At 61.8% G+C, this 22299-nt stretch carries 16 protein-coding genes and 6 tRNA genes; 21 read left to right on the top strand and 1 reads right to left on the bottom strand.

What is annotated here, in order from left to right:
* Positions 1-197 precede the first annotated feature (197 nt).
* The 17 genes from lepA (at position 198) to ACZ92H_RS06910 (ending at position 12895) form a co-directional block, all read left to right on the top strand.
* Positions 198-1991 carry a translation elongation factor 4 gene (gene lepA, locus ACZ92H_RS06990; protein ID WP_131372946.1) on the top strand — a complete coding sequence of 598 codons (1794 nt, stop codon included), beginning with the start codon at positions 198-200 and terminating at the stop codon, positions 1989-1991.
* Complete coding sequence (lepB, locus tag ACZ92H_RS06985) at positions 1988-2905, top strand: signal peptidase I (protein WP_131372947.1); 918 nt, start codon at positions 1988-1990, stop codon at positions 2903-2905. The genes lepA and lepB overlap by 4 nt, the downstream gene beginning before the upstream one ends.
* A 95-nt stretch (positions 2906-3000) precedes the next feature.
* Positions 3001-3816, top strand: a complete 816-nt coding sequence (rnc, locus tag ACZ92H_RS06980; RefSeq protein WP_131372948.1) for a ribonuclease III — start codon at positions 3001-3003, stop codon at positions 3814-3816.
* A gap of 1 nt (position 3817) precedes the next feature.
* Positions 3818-4720 carry a GTPase Era gene (era, locus tag ACZ92H_RS06975; protein WP_034749612.1) on the top strand — a complete coding sequence of 301 codons (903 nt, stop codon included), beginning with the start codon at positions 3818-3820 and terminating at the stop codon, positions 4718-4720.
* Between the two features lie 28 nt (positions 4721-4748).
* Positions 4749-5585, top strand: coding sequence for a DNA repair protein RecO (gene recO / locus ACZ92H_RS06970; RefSeq protein WP_131372949.1), 837 nt, complete (start codon positions 4749-4751; stop codon positions 5583-5585).
* Positions 5586-5624: 39 nt separating this feature from the next.
* A complete protein-coding gene (pdxJ, locus tag ACZ92H_RS06965; protein ID WP_465048794.1) occupies positions 5625-6386 on the top strand; it encodes a pyridoxine 5'-phosphate synthase in 762 nt (253 codons plus the stop codon).
* Between the two features lie 22 nt (positions 6387-6408).
* Positions 6409-6804, top strand: a complete 396-nt coding sequence (acpS, locus tag ACZ92H_RS06960; RefSeq protein ID WP_131372951.1) for a holo-ACP synthase — start codon at positions 6409-6411, stop codon at positions 6802-6804.
* 91 nt (positions 6805-6895) lie between these two features.
* A complete protein-coding gene (gene uvrC / locus ACZ92H_RS06955) occupies positions 6896-8776 on the top strand; it encodes an excinuclease ABC subunit UvrC (RefSeq protein WP_131372952.1) in 1881 nt (626 codons plus the stop codon).
* A gap of 275 nt (positions 8777-9051) precedes the next feature.
* Positions 9052-9636, top strand: coding sequence for a CDP-diacylglycerol--glycerol-3-phosphate 3-phosphatidyltransferase (gene pgsA / locus ACZ92H_RS06950; protein WP_034749601.1), 585 nt, complete (start codon positions 9052-9054; stop codon positions 9634-9636).
* 176 nt (positions 9637-9812) lie between these two features.
* Positions 9813-9888 (top strand) — tRNA-Gly (locus tag ACZ92H_RS06945).
* A gap of 92 nt (positions 9889-9980) precedes the next feature.
* Positions 9981-10056 (top strand) — tRNA-Gly (locus ACZ92H_RS06940).
* Positions 10057-10127: 71 nt separating this feature from the next.
* Positions 10128-10203 (top strand) — tRNA-Gly (locus ACZ92H_RS06935).
* Positions 10204-10262: 59 nt separating this feature from the next.
* Positions 10263-10338: transfer RNA gene (locus ACZ92H_RS06930), tRNA-Gly, on the top strand.
* 90 nt (positions 10339-10428) lie between these two features.
* Positions 10429-10504 (top strand) — tRNA-Gly (locus ACZ92H_RS06925).
* 42 nt (positions 10505-10546) lie between these two features.
* A tRNA-Cys gene (locus ACZ92H_RS06920) sits at positions 10547-10620 on the top strand.
* A 266-nt stretch (positions 10621-10886) separates the two neighbouring features.
* Entirely contained in the window at positions 10887-12374 is a 1488-nt protein-coding gene (locus tag ACZ92H_RS06915; RefSeq protein WP_465048793.1) for a SulP family inorganic anion transporter, read from the top strand.
* A gap of 68 nt (positions 12375-12442) precedes the next feature.
* Entirely contained in the window at positions 12443-12895 is a 453-nt protein-coding gene (locus ACZ92H_RS06910) for a hypothetical protein (protein ID WP_465048792.1), read from the top strand.
* Positions 12896-12949: 54 nt separating this feature from the next.
* Here ACZ92H_RS06910 and ACZ92H_RS06905 read toward each other — a convergent pair whose 3' ends face one another.
* Positions 12950-14659 carry a methyl-accepting chemotaxis protein gene (locus ACZ92H_RS06905; protein WP_465048791.1) on the bottom strand — a complete coding sequence of 570 codons (1710 nt, stop codon included), beginning with the start codon at positions 14657-14659 and terminating at the stop codon, positions 12950-12952.
* 379 nt (positions 14660-15038) lie between these two features.
* On the opposite strand from ACZ92H_RS06905, the gene ACZ92H_RS06900 reads away from it, so the two are divergent.
* The 4 genes from ACZ92H_RS06900 (at position 15039) to ACZ92H_RS06885 (ending at position 22199) form a co-directional block, all read left to right on the top strand.
* Positions 15039-17189: a TonB-dependent receptor gene (locus ACZ92H_RS06900; RefSeq protein WP_465048790.1), complete on the top strand. Its 2151-nt coding sequence runs from the start codon at positions 15039-15041 to the stop codon at positions 17187-17189.
* A 331-nt stretch (positions 17190-17520) separates the two neighbouring features.
* The gene (gene fdnG, locus ACZ92H_RS06895) at positions 17521-20592 is read left to right on the top strand and encodes a formate dehydrogenase-N subunit alpha (RefSeq protein ID WP_465048789.1); all 3072 of its coding nucleotides are present in this window, start codon (positions 17521-17523) and stop codon (positions 20590-20592) included.
* Between the two features lie 13 nt (positions 20593-20605).
* On the top strand, positions 20606-21529 hold the full coding sequence (gene fdxH, locus ACZ92H_RS06890) for a formate dehydrogenase subunit beta (protein ID WP_131372959.1): 924 nt from the start codon (positions 20606-20608) through the stop codon (positions 21527-21529).
* The gene (locus tag ACZ92H_RS06885) at positions 21516-22199 is read left to right on the top strand and encodes a formate dehydrogenase subunit gamma (RefSeq protein WP_131372960.1); all 684 of its coding nucleotides are present in this window, start codon (positions 21516-21518) and stop codon (positions 22197-22199) included. The genes fdxH and ACZ92H_RS06885 overlap by 14 nt, the downstream gene beginning before the upstream one ends.
* Positions 22200-22299 lie beyond the last annotated feature (100 nt).

Here is a 22299-nt window from a genome sequence, read left to right as displayed (position 1 = left end):
ATGGGGAGGTCGAAAAAGCTACTGTCCGAGGCAGCAGCTTCTGTCGCTTCAAAAGCGCTCGCCTGGGCATGCAGATGTCCTGCTCGGAGCGCTTTTTTCATCATGAGTGGGGCGCCCGTTTCTGGCCCTGTTTGGCCCGGACATGATCCCCTTGATTCCTGTTAAAGCAGTGTTGTCACTCGCACATATATTAGTTAATGAATAACATACGCAACTTCTCCATCATCGCCCATATTGACCACGGTAAATCGACCCTGGCTGACCGCATCATTCAATTGTGCGGCGGCTTGTCCGACCGCGAGATGGAGGCGCAGGTGCTCGATTCGATGGATCTGGAGCGCGAGCGCGGCATTACCATCAAGGCGCAAACGGCGGCCCTGCACTACAAGGCGCGCGATGGCCAGATCTACAATCTGAACCTGATCGATACGCCGGGCCACGTCGACTTCAGCTATGAAGTATCGCGTTCGCTGTCCGCCTGCGAAGGCGCGCTGCTGGTGGTTGACGCCTCGCAAGGCGTGGAAGCGCAAACCGTCGCCAACTGCTATACGGCGCTGGACCTGGGCGTGGAAGTGGTGCCCGTGCTGAACAAGATCGACTTGCCGAACGCGGACCCGCCGAACGCCATTGCCGAGATCGAAGACGTGATCGGCATCGATGCGGCCGACGCCGTGCATTGCTCTGCCAAGACGGGCCTGGGCGTGCAGGACGTGCTCGAGTCGCTGATCGCCAAGGTGCCGCCGCCGAAGGGCGATCCGGACGCGCCGCTGCAGGCGCTGATCGTCGACTCGTGGTACGACCCGTATGTGGGCGTGGTGATGCTGGTGCGCGTGGTCAACGGTACCCTGAAACCGAAGGACAAGATCCGCCTGATGGCCACCGACTCGGTGCAGCTGGTGGAAGACATCGGCGTGTTCTCGCCCCGTTCGCAATCCTTGCCGCAACTGTCCGCTGGCCAGGTGGGCTTCATCATCGCCGGCATCAAGGAATTGAAAGCGGCGAAAGTGGGCGACACCGTGACCCTGGTCAGCCGTCCTGCCGCCGAGCCCTTGCCCGGCTTCAAGGAAGTGCAGCCGCAAGTGTTTGCCGGCCTGTTCCCCGTGGAAGCGAACCAGTACGACGCGCTGCGCGATTCGCTGGAAAAACTGAAACTGAACGACGCCGCCCTGATGTACGAGCCGGAAGTGTCGCAGGCGCTGGGCTTCGGCTTCCGCTGCGGCTTCCTGGGCTTGCTGCACATGGAAATCGTGCAGGAGCGCCTGGAGCGCGAATTCGACATGGACCTGATCACGACGGCGCCAACCGTGGTGTACGAAGTGATCCAGCGCGATGGCACCCTGATCAACGTCGACAATCCGTCGAAGATGCCGGACCCGTCGCGCATCGAAGAAGTGCGCGAGCCTATCGTCACCGTCAACCTGTACATGCCGCAGGAATACGTGGGTTCCGTGATCACGCTGTGCATCGCCAAGCGCGGCATCCAGCTCGACATGAGCTACCACGGCCGCCAGGTCAAGCTGGTGTATGAAATGCCGATGGCCGAGATCGTGCTGGACTTCTTCGACCGCCTGAAATCGACGTCGCGCGGCTATGCGTCGATGGATTACGAGTTCAAGGAATACCGCGCGGCCGACGTGGTCAAGGTCGACATGCTGATCAACAGCGAAAAAGTCGATGCGCTGGCCATCATCGTGCACCGTTCGAACAGCCAGTACCGTGGCCGCCAGGTGGCCGCCAAGATGCGCGAACTGATTCCGCGCCAGATGTTCGACGTGGCCATCCAGGCCACCATCGGCGCCAACATCATTTCGCGTGAAAACGTCAAGGCCTTGCGCAAGAACGTGCTGGCGAAGTGCTATGGCGGCGATATCAGCCGCAAGAAAAAATTGCTGGAAAAACAAAAAGCGGGTAAGAAGCGCATGAAGCAAGTGGGTTCCGTGGAGATCCCGCAAGAAGCATTCCTGGCAATTTTACAAGTGGACGATAAATGAACCTGCAAGTGATCTTAGGAAATTTCGCTTTAATCCTGTTCGTGCTGATGGTGCTGACGGGCCTGGTCTGGTGCCTCGACGTGTTTTACCTGTCCAAGCAGCGCCGCAAGGCGGCCGACCGCGCCCTGGCCGAGTTCGACGCGCGCCAGGCCAAGCTGTCGGCCGAAGGCATCAAGTCCGATGCCGGCGGCAGCCGTGCCGCCATCGAGGCGGCCCTGTTGCGCCAGCCGACATGGGTTGAGTATTCGGGCAGCTTCTTCCCCGTCATCGCCCTCGTGTTCTGCCTGCGTTCGTTCCTGTACGAGCCATTCAAGATCCCGTCGAGCTCGATGGTGCCGACCTTGCTGGTGGGCGATCTGATCCTGGTGAACAAGTTCACCTATGGCATCCGTTTGCCGATCGTCAACAAGCGCATCATCGAAGTGAACGACCCGCAGCGCGGCGACGTGATGGTCTTCAAGTACCCGAAAGATATGTCGCAAGACTATATCAAGCGCGTGATCGGCGTGCCCGGTGATAAAATCACCTATGAAAACAAGCGCTTGACGGTCAACGGCAAGGAAGTGCAGTACACGCCGCTGGACGACTACCTGGACGATGAAAGCACCGTGTACCACAAGCAGCTGGAAGAAAACCTGACGGGCGTAAGCCACCGCATCCTCAACGACGAGCCTGCTCCCACGTTGAACTTGCGTGAAGTCAAGGACTTCCCGCACAAGGAAGCGTGCGACTACAACGAAGACGGTTTTACGTGTGTGGTACCGGCAGGTAACTACTTCATGATGGGCGACAACCGCGACAACAGTGCGGACAGCCGCTACTGGGGCTTCGTGCCGAACGAAAACATCGTCGGCAAGGCTTTCCTGGTGTGGATGAACTTCAGCAATCCGAAACGCGTGGGCGGCATACACTAAGCCGGCCAGGTCTGCAGAGACAGACCGCCCATGGCTGCCGCGCCGATTCCCCGCGCGGCGGCCAGCCGAATTACTCAGATGACACAGAAACAACAATGAATCTTCAGCTATTGCAAACCCGTTTAGGCTATACGTTCCAGGATGCTGGCCTGTTGCAGCAAGCCTTGACGCATCGTAGCCACAGCAGTTTGCATAATGAGCGGCTGGAATTTCTCGGCGACTCCATCCTCAACTGCGTGGTCGCTGCCATCCTGTACGAACGCTTTAAGGCCATCGACGAGGGCGACCTGTCGCGCCTGCGCGCCAACCTGGTCAAGCAGCAGTCGCTGTACGAAATCGCGCAAAAGCTGGAATTGTCGCAATTTTTGCGCCTGGGCGAAGGCGAATTGAAATCGGGCGGCTTCCGCCGTCCGTCCATCCTCGCCGATACCCTGGAAGCCTTGCTGGGCGCCATCTTCCTCGACACGGGTTTCGATGCGGCCAGCACGGTGATCCGCGCCTTCTATATCCCCATCCTCGACTCGGTCGATCCGCAAACCCTGGGCAAGGATGCCAAGACCCTGCTGCAGGAATTTTTGCAGAGCAAGAAAATTTCGCTGCCACAGTACAACGTGGTGGCCACCCACGGCGCCGCCCACAGCCAGGAATTCGAGATCGAATGCCTGGTGCCGAAATTGAATATCCAGGTCTACGGCCGTGGCGGAAGCCGCCGCGCCGGTGAGCAAGCCGCCGCCAAACTGGCGCTGGACGTGGCCGAGCAGGCACTCTTGAAGTCGCCCGCCGCCAGCCGCAAGCCAAAACCGCGCGCCGCCCAGCTCAAGCTGGCCGGCATTGCCACCATCCAGAGCGACGACGCGCAGGCCCCCGCGGCCCCGGCGATCGCCGCTCGCACTACACAGAATCGACACTAGCATGACAGCCACCAAAATGCCCGACAACTTCCGCTGCGGCTATATCGCCATCGTGGGCCGCCCGAACGTGGGCAAATCGACCCTGATGAACGTGCTGATCGGCGCGAAGGTCAGCATCACTTCGCGCAAGGCGCAAACCACGCGCCACCGCATCACGGGCATCCAGACGGTGCCGGACGCGCAATTCATCTACGTCGACACGCCTGGTTTCCAGACGCGCCATTCGAACGCGCTGAACAAGACGCTGAACAAGACCGTCACCAACACCCTGATTTCCTCGGACGTCATTTTGTACGTGATCGAGGCGGGCACCTTCGGCCCGGCCGACCAGCAAGTGATGGATTTGCTGCCGAAGGAAGTGCCATGCATCCTCGTCATCAATAAGTCGGACCGCGTCAAGGACAAGGCCGTGCTGCTGCCGTTCGCGCAAAAGATCGCCGCCATGCGCGATTTCGCCGCCATCGTGCCCGTCTCGGCCAAGCTGCATTTCCAGCTGGAAGGCTTGCAGAACGAGATCAAGCGCTTCTTGCCGGAAAACCAGCCCATCTTTGGCCCGGACGACATCACGGACCGCAGCGAGAAATTCCTCGCCTCGGAAATCGTGCGCGAAAAGCTGTTCCGCTTCGTCGGCGACGAACTGCCGTACACGAGCACCGTGCTGATCGAGAAATTCGAGCAGGAAGGCGATCTGCGCCGCGTGTTTGCCGCCATCCTGGTCGAGCGCGACACGCACAAGTCCATGATTATCGGCAACAAGGGCGCGCGCCTGAAGGAAGTCTCCACCCAGGCCCGCCTGGACATGGAAAAGCTGTTCGGCGGCCCCGTGTACCTGGAAATCTGGGTCAAGGTCAAGTCGGGCTGGGCCGATAACGAGGCGGGCTTGCGCGCCTACGGCTACGAGTAATCCGCAACCCGGGGGCGACGCCACACGCATGAGCACCACCACGCCAGCGCTGCACGATCCTGCGCCAGCCACCCTCGTCGTCCCCGCGCCGGCAGCCATCGCGCCGCCGGCCGCAGCTCCCGCAGCACCGCGGCGCAGCCGTCCGCCCGCGCGCGACGGCAAGGTCACGGGCCAGCCAGCCTTCGTGCTGCACAGCTATCCGCATAAAGAAACCAGTCTCATCGTCGACGTGTTTACCCGCGAGTACGGCCGCATCGCGCTCGTCGCCAAGGGCGCCAAGCGGCCCCATTCGCAGTTGCGCGGCGTGCTGCAGACTTTCCAGCCCCTGCAAGCGGGCTGGACGGGGAAATCCGAACTGCGCATCTTGACGGGCGCCGAATGGGTGGGCGGCATGCTGCCGCTGGAAAAGACGGCCTTGCTGTGCGGCTTCTATTTGAATGAATTGCTGGTGAAGCTGCTGGCGCGCGACGACCCGCACCCCGTCCTGTTCGACCACTACGTTGCCACCTTGAATCAACTGGCGCACAATGAGCCGCCGCCCATCGTGCTGCGCAAGTTCGAGCGCGCCCTGCTCAAGGAAACGGGCGTGGCGGCCGACCTGACGCGCTGCACGGGCACGCGCCAGGCCGTCGACGCGGGGCAGGTGTACGTGGTGGACCCGGAACGGGGGCCGCGTCCGGCACGCGCCGCCGATGCCTGGCCCAAGATCACGGGCAAGACCCTGCTCGACATGGAGCGCGAAGAATACACGGATGTGGCCACGCAGGCGCAAAGCAAGCTGCTGATGCGTTTCTTGCTGGCCCACCAGCTGGGCGGCGCCACCTTGAACACGCGCCAGATACTGATTGATTTAATGCAGCTATAGTAGTGCTTTACAGCATAGCCGCACTTTACGGATACCACCATGAGCTTCTTGCAGCCTTCCGGCCCCGTCATCGACCTGGGCGTCAACATCGACCACGTGGCCACCTTGCGCAATGCGCGCGGCACCGCCTATCCCGACCCCATCCGCGCGGCCCTGCTGGCCGAGCAGGCGGGTGCCGACGCCATCACCCTGCATTTGCGCGAAGACCGCCGCCATATCAAGGATGCGGACGTGATCGCCATCGCGCCGCAATTGCTCACGCGCATGAACCTGGAAGCGGCCGTCACGCAGGAAATGATCGACTTCGCCTGCCGCATCAAGCCGGCGGACGTTTGCCTGGTACCGGAAAAGCGCACGGAAGTGACAACCGAAGGCGGTCTCGACGTGGTGCGCTATTTCAAGGAAGTGCAGGCGGCCGTGCGGCAGCTGCAAGGCGAGGGCATCCGCGTCAGCCTGTTTATCGATGCCGACGAGCAGCAGATCGCCGCCGCCGCCGAACTCGGCGCACCCGTGATCGAGCTGCACACGGGCCGCTACGCGGACACCGAAGGCGCCGGGCAATTGGCGGAGCTGGAACGCATCAAGGCGGGCGTGCTGTTCGGCGTGGGCCGCGGCTTGAAGGTCAATGCGGGCCACGGCTTGCATTACACCAATGTGCAGGCGATTGCCGCCATTCCCGATATTGCCGAGCTGAACATCGGCCACGCCATCGTCGCGCACGCCGTGTTTGTCGGCTGGGAAAACGCCGTGCGCGAAATGAAGGCCATCATGGTAGCCACGCGCCTCGGCCACCGGGCTTGACCACGGATAGCAAGGAGGCAGCATGATCTACGGCATCGGCACCGATATCTGCAAGATCCCCCGCATCGAGGCGGCCCTGGCCCGGCATGGCGAGCGTTTCGCCATGAAGATACTGGGACCGCAGGAGATGGAAAAATTCCGCGCCCGCAGCGCCAAGAACGCCGTGCGCGGCGTGCGCTTCCTGGCCACGCGCTTTGCCGCCAAGGAAGCGTTTTCCAAGGCCATCGGCCTGGGCTTGCGCATGCCGATGACGTGGCCCGCCGCGCAGATGCTGAACCATCCCAGCGGCAAGCCGATGATCGTCTGCAGCGGCGTGCTGGCGGCGTTCATGGAACAGCACCGCCTGAGCGCGCAAGTGACCATCAGCGATGAAGAAGAGTACGCGGTCGCATTCGTGATCGTGGAACAGGCGGAGTAGCAATGAGATGCCGGGGCCAGTCTTTTCGATCGGAATGCGTGCCACCGGGACGTGTTTCCCCGGCGGGTCCGACCCCATTTAAGAGCCAGCAATGACCGAAGCAAGCCCAGAATCTTCCTTGGCGGAAACGCCAGCCGACCCGCGCGCGCAGGTGCTGGCCACCGTCGCCAAGCTGCCGAACCTGCCCGGCGTGTACCGTTATTTCGACGCCGCCGACAAGGTGCTGTACGTCGGCAAGGCGCGCGACCTGAAAAAGCGCGTGTCCAGCTATTTCCAGAAAAACCTGGCCAGCCCCCGCATCGCCATGATGGTCGAGCGCATCGCCCGCCTGGAAACCACCGTCACGCACAGCGAGGCGGAAGCCTTGATCCTGGAAAACAACCTGATCAAGGCGCTGCAGCCGCGCTACAACATCCTGTTCCGCGACGACAAGTCGTATCCCTACCTGAAGATTACCAATGGCGATGCGCCGCGCATGGTGTATTACCGTGGCGCGGTGGACAAGAAAAACCAGTATTTCGGGCCGTTCCCCAGTTCCTGGGCCGTCAAGGAATCGATGCAGATCCTGCAGAAGGTGTTCCTGATCCGCACCTGCGAGGACAGCGTGTACGCCAACCGAACGCGGCCGTGCCTGCTGCACCAGATCGGCCGCTGCAGCGCGCCGTGCGTGGACCTGATCAGCAAGGAAGACTACAAGAACGACGTGGAAAACGCGGCGCGCTTCCTGCGCGGGCGACAGAGCGAAGTGATGGCCGACCTGGAAAAGAAGATGCATGCCTTTGCCGCCGAACTGAAATTCGAGCAGGCCGTGGTGGTGCGCAACCAGATCGCTTCGCTGTCGCGCGTGCTGCACCAGCAAAGCATGGAAACGACGGGCGACGCCGACGTCGACATCATCGCCGTGCTGGTGCAGGGCGGGCGCGCCTGCGTCAACCTGGCCATGGTGCGCGGCGGGCGCCACCTGGGCGACCGCGCGTATTTCCCCAGCCAGCTCAGCGATGCGGCGGCGATTGCCGAAGAGCCCATCGAGGTGGAAGTGCTTGCCGCCTTCCTGGCCCAGCACTACACGGAAAAATTCATTCCCGGCACCCTGATCCTGAACATTGAATTCGACCAGCCGGCCCTGATGGTGGCCCTGATGGAGCAGTGCGGCCACCGCATCAACCTGATCTTCCAGCCTCAGGGGCAGCGCCGCCAGTGGCTGGAAATGGCGCAGAAGGGCGCCGAGATTTCGCTGGCCCGCTTGCTGTCCGAACAGGGGTCGCAGCAGTCGCGCACGCGCGCGCTGGCCGAAGCGCTGCGCCTGGAAACGGAAGACCTCGACAGCCTGCGCGTGGAGTGTTTCGACATCAGCCACACGCAGGGCGAGGCGACGCAGGCGTCGTGCGTGGTGTTCCACCACCACGCCATGCAGAACGGCGAATACCGCCGCTACAACATCAACGACATCACCCCCGGCGATGATTACGCGGCCATGCGCCAGGTCTTGATGCGCCGCTACGAAAAAGTGGCGAATGGCGACGGCGTGATGCCCGACGTGGTGCTGATCGACGGCGGCAAGGGACAGATCGAAATGGCGCGCCAGGTGTTCGCCGAGCTGGGACTCGATATCAGCCTGATTGTCGGCGTGGCCAAGGGGGAGGGGCGCAAGGTGGGCCTGGAAACCCTGCTGTTCGTCGATGGCCGTCCGCCGCAGGAACTGGGCAAGGAATCGGCGGCCCTGATGCTGATCGCGCAGATCCGCGACGAGGCGCACCGCTTTGCCATCACCGGCATGCGCGCCAAGCGCGCCAAGACGCGCCAGACGTCGCGCCTGGAAGAGATAGAGGGCATCGGCGCCAAGCGCCGGCAGAAACTGCTGTCGCGCTTTGGCGGCTTGCGCGGCGTGGTCGACGCCAGCGTCGAGGACCTGATGTCGGTGGAGGGGATTTCCACGCAGCTGGCAGAAGAGATTTACAGGCAGTTGCATTAGAATGCCTCGCCAAACCTGCTGCGCATCGCAATGTGCGGCCTGCGGTGCTCGCTGGCGCGGCGCTTCCGCGTCCGGTACGGTTGCGCTTCTCGGGCCGGCGGGGGCGCCGCGCCGCGCCGCGCTGACGCTCGCTGCGGTTTCGTGCAGCTTCCATGAAGGCCTGGTCCGGCGCAGCCGCAACTGGACTAGGCTAATACCCCCGGGCCATGTAGACTAGTGGCGCTTTCTTCACGCTTTCTTCATGTTCAATTTACCCGTCGGCCGATTGCTTCCTTATGCCTTTTAATATTCCCATCCTCCTGACCTGGCTGCGCGTGGCCCTGATCCCGCTCGTCGTCGGCGTGTTTTACCTGCCGCCGTCGATGCTCCTGCACGGCGACCAGAACCTCGTCGCCACCCTGGTCTTCATCGTTGCCGCCGTGACCGACTGGTTCGACGGCTTCCTTGCGCGGCGCTGGAACCAGACGTCGGCCTTCGGCGCCTTCCTCGATCCGGTGGCCGACAAGCTGATGGTGGCGGGCGCCCTGCTGGTGCTGGTGCAGCTGGACCGGGTCAATGCCGTGCTGGCCTTTATCATCATCGGCCGCGAAATCACGATTTCCGCGCTGCGTGAATGGATGGCGCAGATCGGCGCGTCGAAATCGGTGGCCGTCAGTTCGATCGGCAAGATCAAGACGGCCGCGCAAATGACGGCCATTCCCTTGCTGCTGTATCACGAAGTCATCTTCGGCGCGATCGACACCCACGTGTGGGGCGAGAAGCTGCTGTGGATCGCCTGCGTGCTGACGGTATGGTCGATGTTTTATTATTTGCGCCTGGCATGGCCGCTGATCAAGGAAAAAGCGGGCAACCTGCATTGATGTGGGTGGACGCCGATAGCATTGGTCCGGCGTCTTTTTAACCCAAACGCAAGAGCTGGGGTCAGACCCCAAGGGACTCGGCGTCCCCGTCTGACCCAAATATTTTGCAAAAGACCAGATATTGCCCGTTGACAGCCCCTGTAATCCCTCTATAATGCTGGCCTGTTGTTGATGACGCGGGAGTAGCTCAGTTGGTAGAGCGCAACCTTGCCAAGGTTGAGGTCGAGAGTTCGAGACTCTTCTCCCGCTCCAGTTTTCTGGATCGTGTCATAGGTAAAAACAGCGACTGTAGTAAAAAGTAGTACTGGCGATGTAGTAGAGCTTCTGATACAATGTTGTCCACTGCGGGAGTAGCTCAGTTGGTAGAGCGCAACCTTGCCAAGGTTGAGGTCGAGAGTTCGAGACTCTTCTCCCGCTCCAGTGAAGACTGGATCAGCAGTAAAGCAGCACTGGTAAACGGTAGCAAAAAGCAGTAAAATAGCGGTTCGTATGCGGGAGTAGCTCAGTTGGTAGAGCGCAACCTTGCCAAGGTTGAGGTCGAGAGTTCGAGACTCTTCTCCCGCTCCAGCGATAGCTGAAGCAGTACAGCAAGATGGTAGTAGCAGGCAGAAAATAGAAGCTCCAATGCGGGAGTAGCTCAGTTGGTAGAGCGCAACCTTGCCAAGGTTGAGGTCGAGAGTTCGAGACTCTTCTCCCGCTCCAGAATTCTAAAGGGAAGCTAAGCTGGCTTCCTTTTTTTATCCGCCGTAACGCAGTTGGCACGGCGAGATTAAGCAGTCACCAAGCTCCAATGCGGGAGTAGCTCAGTTGGTAGAGCGCAACCTTGCCAAGGTTGAGGTCGAGAGTTCGAGACTCTTCTCCCGCTCCAGTTTTCAAGGTGGGCCGCAAGGCGCATCCAAGCAGTTCCTCTGGCGAGGTAGCAAAGAGGTTATGCAGCGGCCTGCAAAGCCGTTTAGACGGGTTCGATTCCCGTCCTCGCCTCCAGATGAAAAAGATAGCCCGCTTTCGAGCGGGCTATTTTTTTGCCCGGCTTTTTGCCCGCGGCGCATCTTGTATAATGCCAGCAGGCTCGGCTGCACCGCCTGGTGCGCTGATGAATCTCCCCTTTCCGCCATACCCATGTAGTCACTGACGATTTTCCTCGCCGTTCGACCCCGGCACGGCTTCCTTGTGAAGCACGCTGGCATGGCTGCGCCCGATGACTCTGCATCGCGCGGGCATTTCCCTGTTCCAACCCTGGATGTGACTCAATGATCAACCCAACTTTTCGGCATGAGTGGTTCCCGAACCTGCAAAAAAATGTCCTCGCCGGCTTGACCACCTCGTTCGCCCTGGTGCCCGAGTGCATCGCCTTTGCCCTGGTGGCGCAATTGAATCCCCTGATGGGCTTGTATGGCGCCTTCATCATCTGTGCGCTGACGGCCATCTTTGGCGGACGTCCCGGCATGATTTCCGGCGCCGCCGGTTCCATGGCCGTCGTTATCGTCGCGCTGGTGGCCCAGCACGGCGTGCAATATCTGCTGGCGACCGTGGTGCTGAGCGGCATCCTGATGGCGCTGTTCGGCATCTTGCGCCTGGGTAAGCTGATCCGCATGGTGCCGCATCCCGTGATGTTGGGCTTCGTGAATGGTTTGGCCATCATCATCGCCATGGCCCAGCTGGAACACTTTCGGCAAGCCACGCCACAAGGCGAAACCTGGCTGCAGGGCACGCCCTTGTACGTGATGGGCGCGCTGGTGGCCCTCACCATGGCCATCGTCTACGTGCTGCCGCGCATCACGCGGGCCGTGCCGCCGGCGCTGGTGGCCATCCTCGGCGTGGGCGTGCTCAGCCATTTCCTGCATCTGCCCACGCGTACCCTGGGCGACCTCGCGCACATCGCGGGCGGCTTGCCGTCGCTGCATTGGCCCACCGTGCCGCTGGACATGGCCACCTTGCACATCATTTTCCCGTATGCGGCGCTGATGGCGATGGTGGGCTTGCTGGAAACCTTGCTTACTTTCAATCTCACCGATGAGATCACGGAAACGCGGGGGCAGCCGAACCGCGAATGCATCGCCCTGGGCGCGTCGAACGTGGTGTCGGGCCTGTTTGGCGGCATGGGCGGCTGCGCCATGATCGGCCAGACCATGATCAACCTCAGTTCGGGCGGGCGTACGCGCCTGTCGGGCGTGGTGGCCGGCGTGATGATTTTATTGTTCATCCTGTTCCTGTCGCCGCTGATCGAGCGCATTCCCCTGGCCGCCCTGGTGGGCGTGATGTTCGTCGTGGCGCAGCAGACGTTTGCCTGGGGTTCGCTGCGCGTGCTGGGCAAGGTGCCGAAGCAGGATGCGCTGGTGATCGTCGCCGTGACGGTGATCACGGTGCTGACGGACCTGGCGACGGCCGTGCTGTGCGGCATCGTCATCGCCGCCTTGAATTTCGCCTGGCAACATGCGCGCGAGATGCGCGCCGAGACGGACGACAACACGCCGGGCGTGCGCGTATACCTGCCGCACGGCACCCTGTTTTTCGCCTCGACCACGCATTTCCAGGAACTGTTCCAGCCCGCATCCGACCCCGCGCGCGTCATTCTCGACTGCCGCCACCTGCACATGGCCGACCACTCGGCCATTGCCGCCATCGAGGCTTTATATGAGCGCTACGCAAAGGCGGGCAAGCATCTGCACGTAACGCACCTCTCCGGCCGCAGCCAGGCGCTGCTGCAGCGCGCGGGCGTGGACGTGCGCGTGGCGTAAAATATGCGCTCGTTGTTCCGCGCCATTTCTTGAAGTGGACGGAATTGTTGAATGTCTGTGGAGTGTGAATGCTGTCGAACGAACAAGAGCAATTGCTGCAACAAAGCCAGGCGGCTTTCGATGCCTACTATGACGCGCTGGGCGCGTCGCTGGTGAATTTTGTCGAGCGCCTGGGCATCCAGCCCGCGCATGAAGTGCTGACCCATGCGGCCGAATACCTGCCGTACATCGATGCGGCCATGCGCACCATCGTCATCCGCGATGAAAGCTGGCAATGGGTGAAAACCATGCTCGGCTATTTTATCGGCGAATACTTCGTGCAAGGCCATGCGGGATGCTGGTACGTGGAAACGCGGCCCGCATCGCCGCATTTCTGCCGCACCATGGTGGGCGGCTTCGAGCATGGCTTGCCGGCCGATGCCGCCATCGATCCGGACGCGCTGGCGCTGGAATTCCTGGGCCAATCCGTGCCGCGCGAACTGGCACAACTGATCGAGGCCGCGCCAGCCAGGCTGGCTTGACGCCGCGCGGCAACGATGGCCGCACGGCTGGCGGAACCCTGCTTACAAGGTGGATTAAAACTCTTCCCACTCGCCTTCGGCGGGGCTCGCCACTTTGGCGCTCTTGCGCGTCACCGGCAGGCGCAGGGCAGGGGCCGTGGCTTTGCGTGCCGGTGCGGCGGGCGCGTCCGCCGGCGCGCTGCGCGGCGCCGCTTTCACGCTGAAGCGGTCGCTTGAGGCCGCGTTCGCGTCGAGACGGAACACGCTGACCACCTGCGCCAGTTCGCTGGCCTGCTCCTGCATCGCCTCGGCTGCTGCCGACGCTTCTTCCACCAGGGCTGCATTCTGCTGGGTTACCTGGTCCATTTCGGAAATGGCCTGGTTGACTTGCTCGATGCCCGCGCTTTGCTCTTCGCTGGCATTGCTGATCTCGCTCATGATGGAGGTGACGAAGCCGATGCTTTGCACGATTTCTTCCATCGTCTTGCCCGCCTTGTCGACCAGGTCCGTGCCCACGTCGACCTTCTGCACGGAGTCGTCGATCAAGCCCTTGATTTCCTTGGCCGCCGCCGCCGAGCGCTGCGCCAGGTTGCGCACTTCCGTGGCCACCACGGCGAAGCCGCGGCCCTGTTCGCCCGCGCGAGCCGCTTCCACGGCCGCGTTCAGGGCCAGGATATTCGTCTGGAAGGCGATGCCGTCGATGACGGAAATGATGTCGACGATTTTCTTCGAGGACGTGTTGATGTCGCCCATGGTGGCGACCACTTCGGCCACCACGGCGCCGCCGCGGCTGGCGATGCCGGCCGCGTCGCCGGCCAGCTTGTTGGCCTGGCGCGCATTGTCCGCATTCTGTTTCACGGTGCTGGTCAGTTCTTCCATCGACGAGGCCGTCTCTTCCAGCGAACTGGCTTGCTGCTCCGTGCGCGACGACAGGTCCTGGTTGCCGGCGGCAATTTCGGCGGACGCCGTGGCGATGGTGTCGGTGCCGCTGCGCACCTGGCCGACGATGGTCACCAGGCTGTCGTTCATGGTTTTCAGGGCATGCATCAGCTGGCCCGTTTCATCGCGGCTTTGCACGCGGATGTTGCTGCTGAGGTCGCCAGCTGCCACGGTTTCTGCCACTTTCACGGCATCGCGGATGGGGCCGGTGATCGAACGCGTGATCCACCAGGCGAAGCCTATGCCCATCAGCACGGCAGCCACGCCCATGATGATGAGGAAGATGCGCGTGCTGCTGTAGGCATCGATGATGCTGGCGCCGACGCCGTCGGCCGCCTTGATCTGCATGTCGGCAAAACGTTTCACCTCAGCCAGGTAAGCCGAGGTGATGGGCGTGACTTCCTTCTCGAACACTTCCTTGGCGCCCGCCACGTCGCCGTCGGCCTTCATCTTGAAGGCGCGGCCGCGCGTCGTCACGTAGTCGGTGCGCACCTTGCGCACCACCTTGAACTGTTCGATCACGCCGGGGTTGCGCAGGGAAGCAACGATGTCGTCCTGCAGCTTGCTGGAGCGCTCGGCATCGACCTTCAGGTCGTCCTCGATCTTCGCCCGCACGGCCGGGTCGGCAATTTCGAACGAGGCCACGCCGCGCACGCTGTTGACCTCAATGATCTTCGACCATTCGGCCACCATGCGCTGGTTCTTGATGCTGGTATTGATGAGACGGTAGGTCAGGTCGCTGGCCGTTTGCATGCGCACGATGGCGGTGATGGTCAAGGTCGCCAGCAACAGCAATACGACAGCAAAGCCGACGCCAAGGCGGCTGCCGATGTTCAGGTTTTTCATGTATTTCCTAACAATTAATAGTCATGATCGCCGCCGCCAGCAGGGGCGGACAGGCGCCGCAAGGCGCAGGGGATCGGGGTCTTCGGGTGCCGCAGAGTGCATCGCGGCGCGCCGCGCAGGACGCGGCGATGGAGGTCAAGCCTGGGGTGTGGCGGCGCGGAGTGCCGCTGACCAGCAAACCGGAAGTATAGCATTGACGTACGGAAATAGTTTTTCAAAGCAATTTTAAGTATTTTTTAGCATCGGTTTCCTGTTGCATTTTTACATCAAGTCGAGTGCCGATAAGTACTATCACTTACATGCCGCCTTACTTTTCGCCTGCCGCCCTGATAAAATACTAATGATAATCATTCGTATTTAATAACCACCAGGGAACCGTATGCCGCCACGCCGCACGCCAGGATTGACACCAATAACACTCGCCGTGCTCGGCGCCCTCACTGCCGGCGCCATGCCGCTGGCGGCCTGGGCGCAGGAAAGCTTGCCTGCCGTGACCGTCACGGCATCGAAGGACAAGGATGGTTACGTCGCCGGCTCGTCCGCCAGCGGCACCAAGACGGAAATGGCCCTGCGCGACGTGCCGCAGACGATCAACGTGGTGCCGGCCGCCGTCATCCGCGACCAGCACGCCATGTCGATCCAGGACGTCATGAAAAACATCCCCGGCGTGGGCCTGTCCACGGGCGACGGCCAGCGCGACCAGGTCTTCATCCGCGGCTTCACGGCCATCGGCGACCAGTTCGTCGACGGCTTCCGCGACGATGCCCTGTACTTCCGCGACCTGTCGAACGTCGAGCGCCTGGAAGTCATCAAGGGTCCGGCCGCCGTGCTGTACGGCCGCGGCTCCTCGGGCGGCCTGGTGAACCGCATCACCAAGAAGCCGGGCATCGATATCACTGACGTGGCGCTGAGCTTGACGAACACGGCGGGCCGCCGCGGCGAAGTGGACGTGGGCAGGGTGGGCGAGACGGTGGACTGGCGCTTCACGGGCGCGCGCGAATTGTCGGACAGCTACCGCGACCAGCAATTCATCAACCGCACGGCGCTGGCGCCTTCCGTGGGCATCCGCCTGTCGGGCGCGACGACACTGCTGCTGCAGGGCGAATACCTGGAAGACCGCCGCCTGACGGACTTCGGCATCCCGTCCTACCAGGGCCGCCCGGTGGCCGTCGACGCGCGCACGTATTACGGCGCGGCGAATGCCCGCGATGCGGACTTCAGCCAGTCGCGCGTGGTCTCCACGGCCGCCACCCTGACGCACAAGTTCAGCGATACCTTGTCGCTGCGCAATGCCTTCCGCTATTACGACTACCACCTGGACCGCAACAACACGAATATTTCCGGCAACGTCGACGAGGTCAGTGGCACGATGAAGCTGGGCCACGCCAAGCTCAACCGCGACGAAAGCGGCTGGTTCAACCAGACGGAACTGACGCAAAAGCTGCTCACGGGTGCCGTGCGCCACGAAGTGCTGTACGGCGCCGAATTCGGCAAGCAGAACAAGGATGCCAACAGCTGGGCCGCCAATTTGCTCCAGAAACCCATATCGATCTTTCAGCCCGTGCTGCCGTTAGTCGATCGCAGCAAGCTGGGCGCGCGCAGCGATACTTTTGGTACCTATGACACGGCTGCCGGCTATGTGCAGGATGCCATCAGCTTCAGCGACGAGTGGAAGGCGCTCGCCGGCCTGCGCTATGACAGCTACAAGCAGCAGTCGCGCCTGGCCAATGCGGCCGGCGTCACCACCGCCAACCTGTCGCGCACGGATTCCGCCTACAGCCCCCGCGCTGGCCTCGTCTGGCAACCGGGCGCGGCGCAATCGTATTACGCGTCGTGGAGCCGCTCGTTCCAGCCCAGCGGCGAAAACTTCGCCCTGGCCGCCAACAATGCCGACCTGGCGCCGGAAACCACGCGCAACACGGAAGTGGGCGCCAAGTACGACCTGTGGGGCGGCCGCGCGAATGCCACCGTGTCGCTGTTCCGCCTGGAGCGCGACAATATCAAGACCATTGACCCGATCACCAACTTCATCGTGCCCGTCGGCACGCAGCGCACGGACGGCCTGGAACTGACTTTCAATGCGGACTTGCGCGATGGCTGGAAAATGATGGCCGGCTACGCGTATCTGGATGCCACCATCACCGACTCCATCGCCGTCGACAAGAGCGTCAACGCGCCGGGCACGACGACGCCCAGTGTCGTTGCCGTGAAAGGCAAGCGCGCCACCCTGACGTCACGCAATACGGCCAACCTGTGGCTGACGAAAGATCTGGGCCACGGCTTCACGGTGGGCGGCGGCGCGAATGCCGTCGGCAGCCGCTTCGCCAATCCGGGCAACACGGTGGTGCTGCCCGGCTATGTGACGGCCGACGCCATGGCCGCGTACCGCGCGGGCCGCTATGAAGTGCAGCTGAACGTCAATAATATCGGCGACACGCGCTACATCGTTTCCGGCCACGGTTCCAGCCCGAACCTGAGCTTGCCAGGCGCGCCCCGCAACGTGGCGCTGACCTTGCGCTACAGCCTGTAAATGCCGCTGCCGGTTCGGCAGACATCCGAACCCGCTTGCGAGCGGGTTTTTTCATGCTAGTCGCTGTTGCCATCCTGGCCGCCCTCCCGGCCTGCCAGCCGCAGCGAAGCGGGGCGGGGCGGGAAAGCCGGCCCTGCCATTTAGAGTAAGCCTTCGGTATCGTTAAATTAATGTTGACTATGTGCAATTTATTCCGGCGGACTGAGCCTTGACTGTGTTTGAGGGGTAAAATACGTCTCATATGGCGCAGACATGGTGTTTATGCGTGATGCATATGACACCGCCATGACGTTGTATGACTTTTTATTTACTCACATCATAGAGGTCTGATATGGTTCAGATATCCAGGCGCCAGTTCCTTCGGGTAACGGGCGCCACGATTGCTGGCTCCAGCCTCGCCTTGCTCGGTTTCGCACCGGGACAGGCGATGGCCGAGGTACGGCAATACAAGCTGGCTCGCACGACCGAGACCCGCAATACCTGTCCTTACTGTTCCGTTGGCTGCGGCGTCCTGCTGTATGGCCTGGGCGATGGAGCGAAAAATGCCGTCTCCAGCATCATCCACGTGGAAGGCGATGCCGATCATCCGGTGAACCGCGGCACCCTGTGCCCGAAAGGCGCCAGCCTGGTCGACTTCATCCACAGCCCGAACCGTCTCAAGGTGCCCGAGTACCGCGCACCGGGCGGCACGGAATGGCAGCCGATTTCCTGGGATGTGGCGCTCGACAAGATCGCGCGCCTGATGAAGGATGACCGCGACGCCAACCTGATCGAAAAGAATGCCGACGGCAAGACCGTCAACCGCTGGCTCTCCACCGGCATGCTGGCCGCGTCCGCCGGCAGCAACGAGGTGGGGTATTTGACCCACAAGACAGTGCGCAGCATGGGGATGCTGACCTTTGATAATCAGGCGCGTGTATGACACGGACCGACGGTGGCAGGTCTTGCCCCGACGTTTGGCCGTGGCGCGATGACGAATCATTGGGTCGATATCAAGAATGCCGATGTGATTTTGGTCATGGGCGGCAATGCAGCAGAAGCACATCCTTGCGGATTCAAATGGGTAACGGAAGCGAAGGCGCATAACAAGGCCAAGCTGATCGTTGTCGATCCGCGTTTTACCCGTACCGCATCCGTGGCAGATTACTACTGCGCCACGCGTACCGGCACGGACATCGTCTTCCTCGGCGCGATCATCAATTATCTGCTGACGAACGACAAGATCCAGCATGAGTACGTGCGCAACTACACGGACATGCCCTTCATCGTGCGCGAAGACTATGCGTTCGAGGATGGACTGTTCTCGGGTTTCGACAAGGAAAAAGGCAAGTACACCGACAAGGCCACCTGGGATTACGAGATCGGCGACGATGGCTATGCCAAGATCGATCCGACCATGGAGCACCCGCGCTGCGTCTATCAGATGATGAAGAAGCACTACGCGCGCTACACGACCGAGATGGTCGAGCGCACGTGCGGCGTGTCGCCCGACAAGTTCCACAAGGTGGCGGAGGCGCTGGCCTCGACCGCCGTGCCGGGACGCGCCGGCACCATCCTGTACGCACTGGGCTGGACGCACCACTCGACGGGTGCGCAAACCATCCGCACGGGCGCCATGGTGCAGCTGTTGCTGGGCAATATGGGTATCGCGGGCGGCGGCATGAACGCCTTGCGCGGCCACTCGAACATCCAGGGCTTGACGGACCTGGGCCTGATGTCGAACCTGTTGCCGGGTTATATGACCCTGCCGAACGAGGGCGAGCAGGACTTCGATGCCTATATCGCCGCGCGCGCCACCAAGCCGCTGCGGCCGAACCAGCTCAGCTACTGGAGCAATTACCGCAAGTTCCACGTCAGCTTCATGAAGACGTGGTGGGGCAATGCCGCGACGGCCGAGAACAACTACGCCTACGACTACCTGCCCAAGCTGGACAAGCCGTATGACTTGATGCAAGCCATCGAGAACATGCACCAAGGCAAGATGACAGGCTATATCTGCCAGGGCTTCAACGTCATCGCTTCCGCGCCGAACAAGCAGAAGGTGACGGAAGCGCTGTCTAAGCTGAAGTTCCTCGTCATCATGGACCCGCTGGCCGTGGAAACGGGCGAATTCTGGCGTCCGCATGGCGAGTTCCACGAAGTCGATCCCACCAAGATCATGACGGAAGTGTTCCGCCTGCCGACCAGCTGCTTCGCCGAAGAGCGCGGTTCGCTGGTGAGTTCCTCGCGCGTCTTGCAGTGGCACTGGCAAGCGGCAGAACCGCCGGGCCAGGCGCGCAGCGACCTGGAGATCATGTCGGGCCTGTTCCTGCGCATGCGCAGCATGTACCAGAAAGAGGGCGGCAAGTTCCCGGACCCGATCGTCAACCTGACGTGGAATTATGCGCAGCCGCATAATCCGCAGCCGGAAGAGATCGCCCGCGAATTCAACGGCAAGGCGCTGGCCGACTTGTACGATCCGAAGGATCCGACCAAGCTGCTGGTGAAAAAGGGTGAACAGCTGGCGTCGTTCGCGCAATTGCGCGACGATGGCACGACCACCAGCGGCTGCTGGATCTTCGCCGGCAGCTGGACGCAGGCGGGCAACCAGATGGGCCGCCGCGACAACAGCGACCCGACGGGCATCGGCCAGACCCTGGGCTGGGCCTGGGCATGGCCGGCCAACCGCCGCGTGCTGTACAACCGCGCCTCGTGCGACGTGAAGGGCAAGCCTTTCGATCCGACCCGCAAGCTCATCGAATGGAATGGCACGAACTGGACGGGCGCCGACATTCCCGACTTCAAGGTCGACGAACCGCCGGAAAACGGCATGGGTCCGTTCATCATGCTAGGCGAAGGCGTGGCGCGCTTCTTTGCCCGTGGCGCCATGGCCGAAGGGCCGTTCCCCGAGCATTACGAGCCGTTCGAGAACCCGCTGGGCTACAACCCGATGCATCCGAAAAACCCGCAGGCGACCAGCAATCCGGGCGCGCGCGTGTTCGCCGACGACCGCAAGCAGTTCGGCACGCATGAGGAGTATCCGCATGTGGCCACCAGCTACCGCTTGACCGAGCACTTCCATTACTGGACCAAGCATGCGCGCCTGAATGCCATCATCCAGCCGGAGCAATTCGTGGAAATCGGCGAAGAGCTGGCGGCCAGCATCGGCGTGGTGGCGGGCGGCAAGGTCAGGGTCAGTTCCAAGCGGGGCCACATCATCGCCAAGGCCGTCGTCACCAAGCGCATCAAGGCCTTGAAGATCGAAGGCAAGCAGGTGCATACAGTGGGCCTGCCGCTGCACTGGGGCTTTACGGGGGTGGCCAAGCCGGGGTATCTGATCAACTCCCTGACACCGGGCGTGGGGGATGCGAATTCGCAGACACCGGAATTCAAGTCCTTCCTCGTGAAGGTGGAAAAAGCATGATGGGAGATCGATAATGGCACTGCAATCCTTAGATATCCGGCGCCTGTCCGCCACCACGGTCACGCCGCCGCAGGCGCGCAGCCCGGTGACGGGCACAGTGGCCAAGCTGATCGATGTATCGAAATGCATCGGCTGCAAGGCTTGCCAGACGGCGTGCATGGAATGGAACGACCTGCGTGACGAGGTCGGCGAAAACCATGGCACCTACGATAATCCGACGGACCTGACGCCGCAATCGTGGACGGTGATGCGTTTTGCCGAACACGAAAGCAACGACGGCAACCTCGAGTGGCTGATCCGCAAGGATGGCTGCATGCACTGCGAGGACCCGGGCTGCCTGAAAGCCTGCCCGGCGCCGGGTGCCATCGTGCAATACACGAACGGCATCGTGGATTTCCACCAGGAAAACTGCATCGGCTGCGGCTACTGTATCGCCGGCTGTCCTTTCGACGTGCCGCGCATTTCGAAAAAGGACGACCGCGCCTACAAGTGCACGCTCTGCTCGGACCGCGTGGCCGTGGGCCAGGAACCTGCCTGCGTGAAGACCTGCCCGACGGGCGCCATCGTCTTCGGCACCAAGGAAGACATGAAGGTGCATGCGGAAGAACGCATCGTCGACCTGAAGTCGCGCGGTTTTGAAAACGCCGGCCTGTACGATCCGCTGGGCGTGGGCGGCACGCACGTGATGTACGTGCTGCACCATGCCGACAAGCCGCGCCTGTATTCCAACCTGCCGGACAAGCCGAGCATCAGCTTGATGGTGGGCTTCTGGAAGGGCTGGGCCAAGCCGCTGGCCGTCGCCGGCATGGCGGCCACGGCGCTGGCGGGCCTGTTCCACTACACGCGTGTCGGTCCGAACGAAGTGAGCAAGGATGAAGAACGCGAAGCCCTGGACGAGGCCAAGCGCATCAAGGAGGATCAGCATGAATCATCATGAACAGCACAGTGATCTCCACGATGGCAAGCTGTACGACAAGGATGGCAATCCGCTGATCCAGCGCTACAACCCCAACGAGCGCACGAATCACTGGGTTACCGCCATCACCTTCGTCATGCTGGCCTTGTCCGGCCTGGCCATGTTCCATCCCTCGATGGCGTGGCTGGCCAACCTGTTCGGCGGCGGCCAATGGACGCGTATTTTGCATCCGTTTGCCGGCCTGGTGATGTTTGTCTCGTTCGCGATCCTCGTGGTGCGCTTCTGGCACCACAACAAGTTCGAGGACGCCGACAAGCAGTGGCTGAAACAGATGGACGACGTGCTCAACAACCGTGAAGAAAAGCTGCCGAAAATCGGCAAGTACAATGCCGGCCAGAAGCTGCTGTTCTTCGCATTGCTGGCATGCATGCTGGGCCTGCTGTTGTCGGGCATCGTGATCTGGCGCGCGTATTTCGCGTTCTATTTCCCGATCCCCGTCATCCGCGCGGCCGCCTTGCTGCATGCCGTGTGTGCCTTCGGCATCATCTGCGCCATCATCGTGCACATCTATGCGGCCCTGTGGGTCAAGGGCTCGATCGGCGCCATGGTGCGCGGCACCGTCACCTACGGCTGGGCGCGCAAGCACCATCCGAAGTGGTTTGAAGCCGTGGTGCGCAATACGGAAAAGTAGGCCGCAGGGTAGGTCGGCTTAGTTTTGCGTAAGCCGACATGCTTCGCCGGTGAATTTTTTTGCATGCCAGCGACAGCCGGGGCCGGTCCGCAGGATCGGC

The sequence above is a fragment of the Janthinobacterium foliorum genome, from assembly GCF_978021625.1.
The sequence above is the reverse complement of the archived record's forward strand: the minus strand, read 5'-3'. Positions and strand labels throughout refer to the sequence as shown.

Excerpts from the sequence above, each read along its gene's own strand:
- ACZ92H_RS06915 (WP_465048793.1), top strand. The coding sequence starts at position 10,887 with ATGATCAACCCAACTTTTCGGCATGAGTGGTTCCCGAACCTGCAAAAA.
- ACZ92H_RS06905 (WP_465048791.1), bottom strand. The coding sequence starts at position 14,659 with ATGAAAAACCTGAACATCGGCAGCCGCCTTGGCGTCGGCTTTGCTGTC.
- era (WP_034749612.1), top strand. The coding sequence starts at position 3,818 with ATGACAGCCACCAAAATGCCCGACAACTTCCGCTGCGGCTATATCGCC.
- pgsA (WP_034749601.1), top strand. The coding sequence starts at position 9,052 with ATGCCTTTTAATATTCCCATCCTCCTGACCTGGCTGCGCGTGGCCCTG.
- pdxJ (WP_465048794.1), top strand. The coding sequence starts at position 5,625 with ATGAGCTTCTTGCAGCCTTCCGGCCCCGTCATCGACCTGGGCGTCAAC.
- ACZ92H_RS06910 (WP_465048792.1), top strand. The coding sequence starts at position 12,443 with ATGCTGTCGAACGAACAAGAGCAATTGCTGCAACAAAGCCAGGCGGCT.
- lepB (WP_131372947.1), top strand. The coding sequence starts at position 1,988 with ATGAACCTGCAAGTGATCTTAGGAAATTTCGCTTTAATCCTGTTCGTG.
- rnc (WP_131372948.1), top strand. The coding sequence starts at position 3,001 with ATGAATCTTCAGCTATTGCAAACCCGTTTAGGCTATACGTTCCAGGAT.
- ACZ92H_RS06885 (WP_131372960.1), top strand. The coding sequence starts at position 21,516 with ATGAATCATCATGAACAGCACAGTGATCTCCACGATGGCAAGCTGTAC.
- uvrC (WP_131372952.1), top strand. The coding sequence starts at position 6,896 with ATGACCGAAGCAAGCCCAGAATCTTCCTTGGCGGAAACGCCAGCCGAC.
- recO (WP_131372949.1), top strand. The coding sequence starts at position 4,749 with ATGAGCACCACCACGCCAGCGCTGCACGATCCTGCGCCAGCCACCCTC.
- ACZ92H_RS06900 (WP_465048790.1), top strand. The coding sequence starts at position 15,039 with ATGCCGCCACGCCGCACGCCAGGATTGACACCAATAACACTCGCCGTG.
- lepA (WP_131372946.1), top strand. The coding sequence starts at position 198 with ATGAATAACATACGCAACTTCTCCATCATCGCCCATATTGACCACGGT.
- acpS (WP_131372951.1), top strand. The coding sequence starts at position 6,409 with ATGATCTACGGCATCGGCACCGATATCTGCAAGATCCCCCGCATCGAG.
- fdxH (WP_131372959.1), top strand. The coding sequence starts at position 20,606 with ATGGCACTGCAATCCTTAGATATCCGGCGCCTGTCCGCCACCACGGTC.